Origin of the sequence: Mucilaginibacter rubeus, assembly GCF_014643835.1 — a bacterium.
Taxonomy (GTDB): Bacteria; Bacteroidota; Bacteroidia; order Sphingobacteriales; family Sphingobacteriaceae; genus Mucilaginibacter; species Mucilaginibacter rubeus.
In genome coordinates this window covers 185,864-198,780 of sequence record NZ_BMKD01000007.1, presented here as the reverse complement: position 1 = coordinate 198,780, position 12,917 = coordinate 185,864, and the positions used below count along the sequence as shown (strand labels likewise).

At 42.7% G+C, this 12,917-nt stretch carries 14 protein-coding genes and 2 tRNA genes; 11 read left to right on the top strand and 5 right to left on the bottom strand.

What is annotated here, in order from left to right:
- The first annotated feature begins 131 nt into the window (after positions 1–131).
- From IEX80_RS21720 to IEX80_RS21705, 4 genes are all read left to right on the top strand, one after another.
- Positions 132–452 carry an ArsR/SmtB family transcription factor gene (locus tag IEX80_RS21720; protein ID WP_091173358.1) on the top strand — a complete coding sequence of 107 codons (321 nt, stop codon included), beginning with the start codon at positions 132–134 and terminating at the stop codon, positions 450–452.
- A complete protein-coding gene (locus tag IEX80_RS21715) occupies positions 449–949 on the top strand; it encodes an SRPBCC family protein (protein WP_188834123.1) in 501 nt (166 codons plus the stop codon). Before IEX80_RS21720 ends, IEX80_RS21715 begins: the two co-directional genes overlap by 4 nt.
- Positions 950–1,012: 63 nt before the next feature.
- Positions 1,013–1,447 (top strand): VOC family protein, encoded by a 435-nt coding sequence (locus IEX80_RS21710; RefSeq protein WP_188834122.1) that lies wholly within the window; start codon positions 1,013–1,015, stop codon positions 1,445–1,447.
- A gap of 132 nt (positions 1,448–1,579) precedes the next feature.
- Positions 1,580–2,506, top strand: a complete 927-nt coding sequence (locus IEX80_RS21705; RefSeq protein ID WP_188834121.1) for a DUF4299 family protein — start codon at positions 1,580–1,582, stop codon at positions 2,504–2,506.
- Between the two features lie 59 nt (positions 2,507–2,565).
- Here IEX80_RS21705 and IEX80_RS21700 read toward each other — a convergent pair.
- Both IEX80_RS21700 and IEX80_RS21695 read right to left on the bottom strand, forming a co-directional pair.
- Positions 2,566–2,637, bottom strand: a tRNA-Glu gene (locus IEX80_RS21700).
- Positions 2,638–2,742: 105 nt separating this feature from the next.
- A tRNA-Glu gene (locus IEX80_RS21695) sits at positions 2,743–2,817 on the bottom strand.
- Positions 2,818–3,011: 194 nt separating this feature from the next.
- Between IEX80_RS21695 and IEX80_RS21690 the strand changes: the two genes are divergently transcribed.
- Genes IEX80_RS21690 through IEX80_RS21665 form a run of 6 tightly spaced genes read left to right on the top strand, consistent with a single transcriptional unit; the run spans position 3,012 to position 9,392 of the window.
- On the top strand, positions 3,012–3,293 hold the full coding sequence (locus IEX80_RS21690; RefSeq protein ID WP_091173371.1) for a DUF427 domain-containing protein: 282 nt from the start codon (positions 3,012–3,014) through the stop codon (positions 3,291–3,293).
- Between the two features lie 4 nt (positions 3,294–3,297).
- Positions 3,298–4,683 carry a mercuric reductase gene (locus tag IEX80_RS21685; protein WP_188834120.1) on the top strand — a complete coding sequence of 462 codons (1,386 nt, stop codon included), beginning with the start codon at positions 3,298–3,300 and terminating at the stop codon, positions 4,681–4,683.
- Between the two features lie 10 nt (positions 4,684–4,693).
- The gene (locus IEX80_RS21680; protein ID WP_188834119.1) at positions 4,694–5,656 is read left to right on the top strand and encodes an ABC transporter ATP-binding protein; all 963 of its coding nucleotides are present in this window, start codon (positions 4,694–4,696) and stop codon (positions 5,654–5,656) included.
- Positions 5,649–7,220, top strand: a complete 1,572-nt coding sequence (locus IEX80_RS21675; protein WP_188834118.1) for an ABC transporter permease/substrate-binding protein — start codon at positions 5,649–5,651, stop codon at positions 7,218–7,220. The genes IEX80_RS21680 and IEX80_RS21675 overlap by 8 nt, the downstream gene beginning before the upstream one ends.
- Positions 7,221–7,225: 5 nt before the next feature.
- Positions 7,226–8,377: an ergothioneine biosynthesis protein EgtB gene (egtB, locus tag IEX80_RS21670; RefSeq protein WP_188834117.1), complete on the top strand. Its 1,152-nt coding sequence runs from the start codon at positions 7,226–7,228 to the stop codon at positions 8,375–8,377.
- A gap of 25 nt (positions 8,378–8,402) precedes the next feature.
- Positions 8,403–9,392: an L-histidine N(alpha)-methyltransferase gene (locus IEX80_RS21665; protein WP_188834116.1), complete on the top strand. Its 990-nt coding sequence runs from the start codon at positions 8,403–8,405 to the stop codon at positions 9,390–9,392.
- 79 nt (positions 9,393–9,471) lie between these two features.
- On the opposite strand, the gene IEX80_RS21660 is transcribed toward IEX80_RS21665, so the two are convergent.
- A complete protein-coding gene (locus IEX80_RS21660) occupies positions 9,472–10,293 on the bottom strand; it encodes a phytanoyl-CoA dioxygenase family protein (protein WP_188834115.1) in 822 nt (273 codons plus the stop codon).
- A gap of 124 nt (positions 10,294–10,417) precedes the next feature.
- Between IEX80_RS21660 and IEX80_RS21655 the strand changes: the two genes are divergently transcribed.
- Entirely contained in the window at positions 10,418–11,311 is an 894-nt protein-coding gene (locus tag IEX80_RS21655) for an AraC family transcriptional regulator (RefSeq protein WP_090533677.1), read from the top strand.
- A 70-nt stretch (positions 11,312–11,381) separates the two neighbouring features.
- On the opposite strand, the gene IEX80_RS21650 is transcribed toward IEX80_RS21655, so the two are convergent.
- Both IEX80_RS21650 and IEX80_RS21645 read right to left on the bottom strand, forming a co-directional pair.
- Positions 11,382–12,038, bottom strand: a complete 657-nt coding sequence (locus IEX80_RS21650) for a response regulator transcription factor (RefSeq protein ID WP_091173398.1) — start codon at positions 12,036–12,038, stop codon at positions 11,382–11,384.
- 51 nt (positions 12,039–12,089) lie between these two features.
- Positions 12,090–12,764, bottom strand: coding sequence for a sensor histidine kinase (locus IEX80_RS21645; RefSeq protein ID WP_188834114.1), 675 nt, complete (start codon positions 12,762–12,764; stop codon positions 12,090–12,092).
- Between the last annotated feature and the right edge of the window lie 153 nt (positions 12,765–12,917).

The window sequence follows — 12,917 nt, the reverse complement described above, 5'->3', positions numbered from 1 at the left end:
AAACCTTCTTGCCTTAACTAATATCCAAACCTTTAAGCTTTCGTCCCCACCCAAAAGATAATCGCAAATAAATTTGCGCAACTCAAAAGTTGCATATATATTTACGCAACTTAAAAGTTGCGCGTTTTAAAATGAAACAAGATCTATTCCAGGCCATAGCCGATCCGACACGCAGAGCGATTTTAACCTTAATTGCTATTAAGGCGTTAACGCCTAATGCAATGGCCGAAAAATTTGATATGACCCGGCAGGCAGTATCGAAACATATTAAAGTACTGCATGAATGCGAACTCATTAAACCAGAGCATTCGGGCAGGGAAATTTATTATCACTTTAATGCAAAGAAAATGCAGGAGTTTGATAATTGGTTGGCCCAATTCAGGCAAAGCTGGGAAACACAGTTTAATCAGCTCGACAAAGTATTATCAACAATTAAACAACAGAAAATATGAACAACGATTTGCTATTTGATTTTACCGTTGATAAAGCAGCGCAAAAGGTATTTATAACCCGCGAGTTTGATGCCGGGCTTGACCTGGTATGGGATGCTTTTACCAAACAGGAAATACTTGACCGGTGGGCTGCACCCGCGCCAATGCGCTCTAAAACCAAATACATGAATTTTGAAGTTGGGGGACGAAGATTTTACGCCATGATAAGCCCCGACGGGCAAGAACGCTGGCTGCTGCAGAAATATACTTCTATTACCCCCAAAACCAATTTCAAGCTATATAATTCTTTTGCTGATAAAGACGAAAACCCCGAATTACCGGGCTCCGAATGGGATTACAATTTCAGCGAACAAGATGGCATAACAACCGTGAATATTTCCATTTATAATGAATCGCTTGAACGCATGGAGCGCTTAACCGACGGTTTCACCAAAGGAATGATGCTGATGTTGAAAAACCTGGACGATCTGTTTTCAACCTTATCGCAAAAATCATAAGGTGAAATGAATATTAATAACCGAAGAGAAACAAAAAACATAACAATTTAAAAACTAAAAATTATGAGAGCAATTAATCCCTGGATCAACTTCAATGGCAACGCCCAGGAAGCATTCGATTTTTACAAATCAGTTTTTGGCGGAGAGTTCACCAGGATCATTCGTTTTAAAGATTTGGCCGGCCCTGAGTTTCAGGTGGCGGAAAGTGAAGAAAACAAAATAATGTACATTGGCTTACCCCTTGGCAAAAACAACGTATTGATAGCTAATGATGTGCCTGAATTTATGGGACGGGTAAGCGAAAACGAAAACAGGTCTAAAATATATGCGAGCGCCGAAAGTCGTGAAGAAGCCGACAAAATATTTAACGGACTATCAGCCGGAGGAGAGGTCGAAGGGCCAATCGGCGATAGTCCGTGGGGTACATACGCCGGTATGTTCCGAGATAAATATGGTATTGAATGGATTGTGGAATTTGATCCGGGTTATGAAGGGTAAAATTAAGGGAAAGGAAAGTGTGCGCGTTCCGAACTCAAGCAAAAGGCCGATTAACGAACGTTTTAATCGGCCTTTTCGTTGGATATAGTTGCTGGTTTGATGATGTAGGCTTATAGTTGTAGCTTAGCCACTATGAGCTATCACATCATCATAAATAAGAATCAGAATATTACATATGGGCAGTTGCTTAAGAATAGCTTTGTTCCAAATAATGTTTGCATTAAAGGAAAAGTTGAAACTGATGAAGTTATTGTTGGTTACAGTAAGTTTTACTTAGAGAATGAATCGGCTCGCGGGGTGGCACTTACTGTTGGTGAAGCTGCATATGATGTGGAACTGAATATTTGCGCAAGTACAGCTGATTATATACTTGCAGCTAAACTTGCTTTGGCAATTGCCCAAATCAATAACTCAATAATTTCGCCTGAATTTGATGACGAACTTTCTTTAGATCAATTTGAAGTCCAATACAATTCGGCTTGGGCGCATTTATCTCGTTTAAATGGTGTTGATACATTAAGGTTTCTTTTGGAAAAGAGCGACGAAGTTATGCTGCCAGGTTGTATACGGCCGTTTTATTTCGGGAACTACGTTCTTAATAAACTTTCACAAGACCAGCCCGATGAAGGGCAATTTGCCGACCGTGTAATAGATGAAATTAGAAAAATACAATTTATTGATCAAGCTACTGAAGATTTAGAAGTGCCAACCCTTATGGACGCAAATTTTCCAGAAGGCGTGCAAACGGTTCAGATTATATTGCCGGAGTATAAATTACTACTTCAAAAATCGGATCTGATTATCTTAAGAATGGGTAGCGAAATATTAAAAATAGATAGGCAACGATTTATTCAACACCCATCCCTGGTGCTGGAAAGGCTTGACGAAGTGCAGTATATACTTCAACCGATTGAGAAAGACACTTATTTAAAAATTATGAGATACTTTTCTTCAATTGATGTTCAACCAGAGCAGGTTAAGAGAGTTGAACCGGCGCCTTTAGAGACAGAAGCACCAACAAAAGTTATTGAGGGTAAATGGTGGCAATTTTGGAGGTAATAAGCTCAAAACATAATAAACAAAAAAGCCGCCTTCGTTTCCTAAAGCGGCTTTCCATGTAGCCCGTAGGGGAATCGAACCCCTGTTTGAAGAATGAAAATCTCCTGTCCTAACCCCTAGACGAACGGGCCATTTTATTTTGTTTCCCTTGATTTGCATTACACAATCCCGGAAAACGCTGGATTGATAACGTATTAAAAAACCCCAGATCTTTCGATTTGAGGTTTCGTGTCTTGTGGTAGCCCGTAGGGGAATCGAACCCCTGTTTGAAGAATGAAAATCTCCTGTCCTAACCCCTAGACGAACGGGCCTTTTTTATTGTTTCCCTTGATTTGGGATTGCAAAGATAGAGTTTAAATAATAAAATTAAAACAAACAATAAAAAAAATCCAAATTGTTGATGAAAGTTATTGTATATCAATTAAATAAAATAAAAAATTAAGATGGGACTTGCAAACTTTGCCGGGTTAAAGCTATCTTTATTCCATAAATCAATCATCTTTTTATGAAAGCTATCTGGAATAACCAGGTCATTGCCGAAAGCAATGACACTATTGTTGTTGAAAATAATCATTATTTCCCTAAAGAAAGTGTTAAGGCCGAGTACCTTAAACCGTCCGACGTGCATACAACCTGCCCGTGGAAGGGGCTGGCATCATACTATTCCCTTGAAGTTGACGGCAAAGAAAACCAGGATGCCGCGTGGTATTATCCCGAACCAAAAGATGCTGCAAAAAACATTACCAACTATGTGGCGTTTTGGAAGGGCGTGAAAATTACCGAATAAAGCTATGAAAACATACGATGCCATTGTTATAGGCGCCGGTCAGGCCGGCGCCCCATTAGCCAAAAAATTGGCTAATGCCGGAAAAAAGACCGTTATAATTGAGAAACGATTTTATGGCGGTACTTGCGTTAACGATGGCTGTACGCCTACTAAAACCATGGTTGCTTCGGCAAAGGCGGCTTACATGGCCGGTAAAAGTTATGAATTGGGCGTGCCTGTAAAAAAGTTTTCGGTTGATCTTGCCGCCATAAAAAAACGTAAGGATGATATCGTATTACGCTCGCGTAATGGCGGACTAAAATCTGCCGAAAAAACACAGAACCTCGATGTGGTGTTGGGCGAGGCGACTTTTACCGGCGAAAAAACGGTTGAGGTTAAGCTTAACAGCGGCAAAAAGCAAACGATTACTGCCGATCTTATCTTTTTAAACCCCGGCGCGCTGCCTTTGATTCCCGAAATTGAAGGATTGAATGAGATAAAATATCTCAACTCAACCACCATACTTGATTTGGAAGAAGTACCGGAGCATCTGCTTGTGCTTGGCGGAAATTACATTGGACTGGAGTTTGGGCAAATGTTTCGGCGGTTTGGCAGTAAAGTTACCATTTTAGAAAAATCGGAGCGGATAGTTTCGCACGAGGATGAGGATATTTCGGCAGAGATGCAAAAGATCCTCGAACTGGAAAAAATCGAGATCTTAAATAATGCCCAGGCCCTTAAGTTTAAACAAAAAGCCGGCGGCAAAATAACAGCGACGATAGCTCAAAAAGGGGAGGAGCGCAAAATCAAATGCACCCATGTATTGGTGGCCATCGGCCGTAAACCGCAAACGGAGGCTTTGAATTTGCCCTTCGCCGGGATTGAAACGGATGAGCATGGTAATATCAAAGTAAATGACAAGCTGGAAACTACTGCCACCGGTGTTTACGCACTTGGCGATGCAAAGGGCGGCCCGGCGTTTACACATATTTCCTACAACGATTATACTATTGTTTACCGTAACCTTTTTGAAAAAACGGATTATAACATCCAGGACCGTCCGGTGCCTTATTGCATGTTTACCGATCCGCAACTGGGCAGGATCGGCTTGGATGAAACGGGAGCAAAAAAGCTGGGGATTAAACATAAAGTAGCAAAGCTGCCCATGGCCCATGTGGCGCGTGCTATTGAAACCGGCGATACGCGTGGCTTTATGAAAGCCATTGTTGATCCCGATACAAAAAGGATCTTAGGCGCTACGGTACTTGGCCCCGAAGGCGGGGAAATCATGACTGTGCTGCAAATGGCCATGGAAGGCGGTATTACTTACGATAGGATCCGCTATTGTGTTTTTGCCCACCCGTTGTATTCCGAATCACTGAACAACCTTTTCATGACCCTTGGGGATTAAACCGGCGCGCATGATCAAGGTTGATAAGGTAAGCAAATATTTTGGCGGGGTTAAAGCGGTTGATGGGGTATCTTTCGAGGTAGAGGAGCAGGAGAACCTCATTTTGTTAGGCACCAGCGGCTGCGGTAAAACCACCACGCTAAAAATGATCAACCGCCTTATTGAGCCAACCCAGGGCTGTATTTACATTCATGGTAAAAATATCATGGAGCAGCAGCCTGAAATCCTGCGCCGCGGAATTGGCTATGTATTGCAAAATAATGGCTTGTTTCCGCATTATACGGTTGCTCAAAATATCGCTGTTGTGCCTAATCTGTTAAAATGGGATAAACAGAAAACTGAAAAGCGCACGGCCGAACTAATGGAAAAACTCCATCTCGATGCTTCGTATCTGAATATTTACCCTAACGAACTGAGCGGTGGCCAGCAGCAGCGCATTGGCCTGGCCAGAGCATTGGTGTCGGATCCGCCGGTGTTGCTGATGGACGAGCCTTTCGGTGCGCTGGATAATGTTACCCGCTCGAAGATCCACGCCGAATTTAAAGCCCTCGATGAGCTGAAGCGCAAAACCATCATCATGGTTACACACGATGTACAGGAAGCTTTTGAACTGGGCGACAGGATCTGCCTGATGGATAAAGGGAAAATTGTACAGTCGGGCACACCTGCTCAATTGCTTTTTAATCCTGTCAATGATTTTGTAAAGGATTTTCTGAAACATCAGCGCCTGCAACTGGAATTTAAGGCCATTAAGCTGATCGATCTTTGGGAATTATTGCCTGAATTAAATAAAGAAGCGAAAGCCTCATCTTTTGATGCCGGTACTAACCTGTGGGAGGCCCTGGAGAGTTTTAAATTTAATAACGGCGAAACCATTAATATCAGCAAAGATCAAAACCAGGTTAAAACTGTAAGCTTTGAACAACTGATGACGGCCTTTTATCAATATAAAAACCATCAGGCCCATGAATGAGCAACAGCAAACTTTATGGCAGTTTATGCAGCAGCAGGCCGGCAAGTTGCAGGAGCAAACTTTGCAGCATATCGGGCTTACTTTTATTTCGTTGTGCATAGCTGTATTGGTTGGCTTGCCGCTGGGCATTCTTATTGTTCGTAAAAAACAATTATCAGGCATAGTTTTAGGGATTGCAGGAGTACTGCAAACAATTCCCAGTATAGCGTTGCTTGGTTTCATGATCCCGCTTTTAGGGATTGGTCCTAAGCCAGCCATTGTTGCATTATTGCTATATGCACTTTTACCCATTATCCGCAACACCTACACGGGCATTTTAGGGGTTGATGCGGCTGTTAAAGAAGCTGCTGTTGCTATGGGGATGAGCAAATGGCAAATACTGTTTAAGGTAGAATTGCCCCTGGCTATGCCGGTAATATTTGCGGGCATCCGTACCGCTACGGTGATCAACGTAGGTGTGGCAACGCTGGCTTCGCTCATTGCAGCCGGTGGTTTGGGCGAGTTTATTTTCGGTGGGATCTCACTTAATAATACCAATATGATCCTGGCGGGGGCGATTCCTTCGGCCTTGCTTGCTGTTATTTTTGATTTATTACTGTCGATGGTGCAGAAGGTCAGCTTTAAAAAGCTTAAACGGGTGGTATATGCTTTTCCGGTATTGCTGATTGTTTTATGCCTGTTCTATATCATCCCGGCAAAATCAGAAGGAAAGCTTACCGCGGGTTTTACGCCCGAGTTTATGGGCAGGCAGGACGGCGACCTCGGCCTTAGGAGCAAATATGGCTTAAAGATCCATACTATCGTAATCAGTGATGCTGTAATGTATAAAGCTGCGTTTGAGAAACATCTCGACGTGATCAGCGGATACTCAACTGATGGCAGGTTAAAAGCTTACGATTTGGTTGTACTGGATGATGATAAGCACATTTTTCCGCCATACTATGCGGCGCCAATTGTGCGCGATGATGTCCTGAAAAAATTTCCTGACCTTGAGCCGACATTAAACCTGCTTTCGGGCAAAATAAATGATTCAGTCATGACGGTTTTAAATTACCGTACCGACTATCTTCACCAAAGCCCCGAACGTGTTGCAAAGGATTTTTTGGTTGCCAATAAATTATGGCGACCGGAACGGGGCGGGAACGATGGTATAGTGCGGATAGGTTCAAAGATATTTGGTGAACAATACATCCTGGCTAATATGTACAGCATGCTGATAAAGGGTTATACAGATCATGAGGTATCAACCAAAACAGGCCTTGGCGGCACCAAAATTTGCTTTGACGCGCTAACCAATAACCAGATAGATTTTTACCCGGAATATACGGGGACGGGCTTGCTGGCCATTTTACAGGCATCGCCAGAAATAATTAATGAAGTAACGGTAAACAAGGATAGCACATATAATTACGTACAGCGACAGTTTGAAAGTAAATATCAAATTAAATGGCTTAAACCCATTGGTTTTAACAATGCTTACGCTTTAATGATGAGGCAGCAGCAGGCCAGGAAATTGGGGATTAAAACAATTTCAAACTTAAAACAGTTTTTGGATAAGAAATAACATCGATGGATTTAATAGCCCGGTACAAAGAGGTACGCCAACGTACAGAAAAAATTTGCTCGTATTTGCAAACCGAAGACTATGTGGTACAGCCTGTGGTGGACGTTAGTCCGCCTAAATGGCATATCGGGCACGTTACCTGGTTTTTTGAAACGTTTATCCTTAAGCCCTACTTCATGGGTTACAAGGAATATAATCCTGATTATAACTTCGTTTTTAATAGCTACTACGAAACTGTAGGCACACGCGTGATCCGTACCGACCGCGGCAATCTGAGCCGCCCAACGGTTATTGAAATTTACAGTTACCGTAAATATGTTGACGAGGCCATGGAGGGCTTTTTATGCGGCGAAGTAAGCGACGATGTTAAAGAACTCCTTATTCTCGGTTTTAACCACGAAGAGCAGCACCAGGAACTTTTAATGACGGATATTAAATACATCCTGGGGCATAACCCGCTGTTTCCTGCCTATAATAAAAATTACACTGCCCCTCATATTGATGAAGGTGGGAATGATGCTTTTATCAGCATGGATGAAGGGATTTATGAAATAGGCTTTACCGGCGATGGCTTTTGTTTTGATAATGAGCTTAATCGCCATAAAGTATATCTCAATGCATATCAAATAAGCCCTAAACTGGTAACCAATGCCGAATACCAGGAGTTTATTAACAGCGGCGGTTATCATGATTTCCGGCACTGGCATGCCGAAGGCTGGGATTGGGTAAAAACCAATAAGGTTGAAGCGCCTTTATATTGGCATTTGATAGATAATGAATGGCACAACTATACCTATCACGGTTTAGAGCCACTTCATTTGAAAGATCCGGTTACCCATATCAGCTATTTTGAAGCCTATGCTTACGCTTCGTGGAAGGGCTTGAGATTGCCAACCGAATTTGAATGGGAAGCGGTATCCTCGAAATTTAACTGGGGTCGCCGCTGGGAGTGGACAGAAAGTTCCTACCTTCCTTATCCGGGTTTTGCCAAAGCACCGGGTGCCATAGGCGAATACAATGGCAAGTTTATGGTTAACCAGAAAGTTTTGCGCGGCGCGTCAGAAGTTACACCTCCGGGTCATAGTCGTGCAACATATCGCAATTTTTTTCAGACAAATTTACGATGGCAATTTACTGGCATAAGACTTGCGAGGTAAATTGACACAAAACATCACCACATCTATGAACCAAGCCTTTACACCCACAGCCGTAAATTGTGACATAAGTGCCGAAAACAGGCAGTTTTATGCCGACGTTGTAGCAGGGCTGCAGGCGGAGCCAAAGCACCTCAATTCAAAGTATTTTTATGATGCAAATGGCGATAAGCTGTTCCAGGAGCTCATGAACTGCCCTGAATACTATCCGACTAACTGCGAACTGGAGATATTTTCAGAAAAAACCGCTGAAATCTGCGATGCGCTGATTGCCGATGGAGATGCTTTTGACCTGATAGAACTTGGTGCTGGTGATGCCACAAAATCCTCTTACCTGCTTAAATATCTGCTGGATAAAAAAGCTGATTTTACTTATTTGCCTATTGATATCTCAGATAATGTAATATCATATCTCAATATAACCCTGCCCGTAACTTTGCCCGGCTTAAAGATCACCGGACTAAATGGCGAATATTTTGAGATGCTGAAAAAGGCCGCCGCTATTTCGCCAAGGCGTAAAGTGGTGCTGTTTTTAGGTTCAAACATTGGCAATATGCCACTTGATGGGGCCATAGAGTTTTGCGGTGAGCTAAGGAATAACCTATCAGAAGGGGATATGGTGTTAATTGGCATGGACCTGAAGAAGGACCCGCGAGTTATCCTTGCTGCTTATAATGACAAAGATGGTATTACCCGCGAGTTTAATCTCAACCTGTTACGCCGCATTAACCGCGAGCTGCATGCTAATTTTGATATAAGCAAGTTTGAACATTATCCAACCTACGATCCTGAAACCGGGGCGTGCAAAAGCTACCTCATCAGTTTGCAAGATCAGCAGGTAAGCATCGGCAACGAAAAAATAGATTTCAAGAAGGATGAATACATCTACATGGAGATCTCCCAAAAGTTCACCCTTATGCAAACCGATCAGATAGCCATAAACACAGGCTTTCAACCGATAGGTCAGTTTTTTGATACCAAAAAATGGTTTATCGATGCGGTTTGGGTAGCGGCGTGACCTCACCCAACCCTCTCCAAAGGAGAGGGCTTTTAACAGCTATTTTAAAGTCTCCCCCTTTGGGGAGATTTAGAGGGGGTCAGAGCACTTTCGGGTTCAACTCCGAATCAATCAGATCCCCGATTGGTTTACCCATCAGCCATTTATGGTGATCATTTTTTTGCCATTCGTTTTTGTAAGGGGTAACGCGTGCACCATCGGCTACATAAATGATGGTCATGATCTCGCGCATTTTGTCTGAGTTATTGCCGGGAGCATTGTGAATAGTGAAGCCCCGGTGCCAGGTTGCATCGCCGGCCTTCATGGTTTGGGCGCGGGTTATTTCAAATCCTTTCTCTTTCACATAATTGTCAAACGCCGATTCCGATTCGTCAGAAATTTCATGGTTAAATACAGCGCCATTAACGTATGAACCCGAGGCAAAAGTCAGCATACCCATGTTTACATCAATATCAACCAGGGGCATCCAAAGGGTTACCGTATTGTTGGTATCGATGGGCCAGTAATACTGGTCCTGGTGCCATGGGGTAGGGCCGCCGCCGGGTTCTTTAAAGAGTGCCTGGTCGTGATAGATACGTACATTTTCAACCCCCATGAGGTCGGCGGCAATTTTGGCCAGGCGTTTGGCCATTACAAAGGTTTTAACATCTTCATCAACCTGCCAAAGGTTCATGATCTGCAAAAAGGCTTTACCATAAGTGTCGCGCTCTTCCAGTTTGCGCTTTTCGGTGTTGTACCTGTCGGCCGCGCCAACAATTACGGGGCGATAGGCAGCAATTTCATCTTTTGTAAGCACTTCGTGTACAAGGGTATGGCCTTTTTCACGAAATTCATTAATATTGTGGTTGGATAGTTTTATAAAATTATCAAGTGACGGTAAATGAGCGATCTGTGTATCCATAGTTTTTAGGTTTATATTTCAAAGTAAGGTTAACTTTAGTTGAAAAAAAATGAAATGAATGGTACATTTATGGATGATTTTATCCGTAATTTGAATTAGAATTTTATTTACGTTAAAATATGCAATGATAAAAGCGTCGTACGAAGTTCTTCAACCTACAAATACGCAGTCATTTCTGGTACGGAAATTTGATAAGCTGGCATTTGATGCCCCTTATCATTTTCATGAAGAATATGAATTAACGTGTATCATCAGCGGCACCGGCAAACGCTATGTTGGCAGCCACATGGAAGATTTTGCGTCCGGCGATCTGGTGTTGCTTGGTTCTAACCTGCCGCATTGTTGGAAACTTGAACCCAATGAAACAGTGCTTCGCGAGGCAAGCGCGGTGGTGATCCAGTTTAATGATGCTTTTTTGGGCGAGGAGTTTTTTAACAAATTTGAGCTTCAGCTCATCAAAAAACTTTTTCAGCAAAGCGGTTGCGGAGTGTCATTTTATGGCGAAACGCGTGCCGAGGTTAACAAACTGCTGCTTAGCCTGGTTGAAGAGAAAAGCAATTTCAGGATGCTGATAGGTTTGCTCGAGATCCTGCACCGTATGGCTTCATCAGAAGAGTACGTGCTGCTCGATCAGAACCGCATTATTGGCGAGCGCTCAAATACCGAGCGTGAGCGTATTAACCCGGTATTTGCTTACCTGGTTGAAAATTTCAGAAAACATGTATCATTAGATAAAGCGGCCGGTATTGCCAATATGACCCCGAACGCTTTTTGCAAATACTTTAAAAAAGTTACCCGCAAAACATTCATGGAAACTATAATTGAGTATCGCCTTAATTATGCCATACAGCAACTGGTGCAAACAGATAAGCCTATTTCAGAGATCTCCTATGAGAGCGGCTTTGGCGATGTATCGCACTTTTATAAAATGTTTAAAGCCAAAATGAACCTGAGTCCGCTTAACTACCGCAAAAGATTTATGCGCAACCTGGCCGGCGATAAAAAGTTATCAGCGTAGTTGTTACTAAGTCCAACGTCGGAAGTCCGAAAGTCGGAAAGTTCCCTTTTCTATAGCTTCGTACCAATGGTTACGTGACGTTAATAATACCACGCTTAATAGCGTAAATAACCAACCCTACTAAATTTTTCGACCCGGTTTTTTCGAACAGCCTTGCGCGGTAACCTTCAACTGTGCGCACACTCAGGAAAATTTTATCAGCTATTTCCTGATTGGAGCATTCCTGGCAAACCAGTTTAAGCACTTCAATTTCGCGCTCGTTAAGGTCGGTTTTGTTATTGGGAATATTATCGGCATGATCGTTGCCTACTAGCTGCTTGATGAGCGTTATAGAGAGATGTTCATTAAAATAAAAACCTTTGTTATAAACGGTTGATACAGCTTCGATGATCTCTTCCGGTTCGGCATTTTTAAGCAGGTAGCCCGATGCTCCGGCCTTCATCATATCCACAATGTATTTGTCTTCATTAAACATGGATAACGCAAGGATCTTAATATCCTTAAAATGCTGATGGACATAGGTGGCGGTTTGGATGCCGTCCATTTCGGGCATTTTAATATCCATCAATATAACATCGGGGGTTTTGTCGGTCAATAAGCCTATCAGCTCTTTGCCGTTCGAAGCCTCGAGTACCAGCTCAAAACCTCCGCAATCTTCAAGGGTAGCTTTTAAACCATTTCTGAAAATTTTATGGTCGTCTACTATACCTAATTTAATTGGCCCCATAGGTTGTTAACAAGATTGAAATTATCAATAAATATAAACTATTGATTTTAACTATGCTACTTTTAATTTAATGATAGTGATTGCCCCGCTAAGCGGTTTGCTGTACGTATTTATTTCGCCATTAATGAGTTGCACGCGGCTTTGTAAATTTTTAAGACCAAAGCCCTGCTTAACATCGCCCATATTAAAGCCTTTGCCGTTATCCTTAAACTCCATAATGAGGTAACCGGCTTGTAAGGCCATATTAAGGTTTATCACCGTAGCTTCCGAGTGTTTGATAGCATTACCAAACAACTCCTGGGCTATGCGGTACAATGCCAGTTCAATTTCATTAGAGAAGCGCTTATCGGCAAAATTTTTAGTGAAATTAACTTTGATATGGGTGTTGTTTTCCACCTTGGTACACAGCGCCTCGACGGCAATCAGTAGTCCATAGTCGGTAAGTATAGGGGGCAGCACATTTTGTATAATGTTCCTGATCTCCTGGATGCACTCATCGGCCAGTTTACGGGTGTCTATTAGCAGGGGCTGGCTTACCTCGCTCACGCAATTTTTGTCCAGCCGGTGCAGGTTAAGCTTGATTGCCGAAAGCACCTGGCCTACGCTGTCGTGCAGGTCTTCGGCCAGCCGCCTGCGTTCACTTTCCTGGGTTTCAAAAACAGCGTTCATTAAATCTGTTTGCCGTGCATCATGCATGGCGCGTAGCTCCGCCTGGTTTTTTAGCATCCTTCGCTGGTAAATAATTACGAAGAAAAATAAAAAAATAATCAGCACAACAACCACGAGTGTCCCGATGATAAGCACTGGAATTAACCCGTTTTGGGATATTTGTAAAATAGGGCTGTCGTACATGCTTATTATATATACCAACCTAAATTT

Excerpts from the sequence above, each read along its gene's own strand:
- IEX80_RS21720 (WP_091173358.1), top strand. The coding sequence starts at position 132 with ATGAAACAAGATCTATTCCAGGCCATAGCCGATCCGACACGCAGAGCG.
- IEX80_RS21715 (WP_188834123.1), top strand. The coding sequence starts at position 449 with ATGAACAACGATTTGCTATTTGATTTTACCGTTGATAAAGCAGCGCAA.
- IEX80_RS21710 (WP_188834122.1), top strand. The coding sequence starts at position 1,013 with ATGAGAGCAATTAATCCCTGGATCAACTTCAATGGCAACGCCCAGGAA.
- IEX80_RS21705 (WP_188834121.1), top strand. The coding sequence starts at position 1,580 with ATGAGCTATCACATCATCATAAATAAGAATCAGAATATTACATATGGG.
- IEX80_RS21690 (WP_091173371.1), top strand. The coding sequence starts at position 3,012 with ATGAAAGCTATCTGGAATAACCAGGTCATTGCCGAAAGCAATGACACT.
- IEX80_RS21685 (WP_188834120.1), top strand. The coding sequence starts at position 3,298 with ATGAAAACATACGATGCCATTGTTATAGGCGCCGGTCAGGCCGGCGCC.
- IEX80_RS21680 (WP_188834119.1), top strand. The coding sequence starts at position 4,694 with ATGATCAAGGTTGATAAGGTAAGCAAATATTTTGGCGGGGTTAAAGCG.
- IEX80_RS21675 (WP_188834118.1), top strand. The coding sequence starts at position 5,649 with ATGAATGAGCAACAGCAAACTTTATGGCAGTTTATGCAGCAGCAGGCC.
- egtB (WP_188834117.1), top strand. The coding sequence starts at position 7,226 with ATGGATTTAATAGCCCGGTACAAAGAGGTACGCCAACGTACAGAAAAA.
- IEX80_RS21665 (WP_188834116.1), top strand. The coding sequence starts at position 8,403 with ATGAACCAAGCCTTTACACCCACAGCCGTAAATTGTGACATAAGTGCC.
- IEX80_RS21660 (WP_188834115.1), bottom strand. The coding sequence starts at position 10,293 with ATGGATACACAGATCGCTCATTTACCGTCACTTGATAATTTTATAAAA.
- IEX80_RS21655 (WP_090533677.1), top strand. The coding sequence starts at position 10,418 with ATGATAAAAGCGTCGTACGAAGTTCTTCAACCTACAAATACGCAGTCA.
- IEX80_RS21650 (WP_091173398.1), bottom strand. The coding sequence starts at position 12,038 with ATGGGGCCAATTAAATTAGGTATAGTAGACGACCATAAAATTTTCAGA.
- IEX80_RS21645 (WP_188834114.1), bottom strand. The coding sequence starts at position 12,764 with ATGCTAAAAAACCAGGCGGAGCTACGCGCCATGCATGATGCACGGCAA.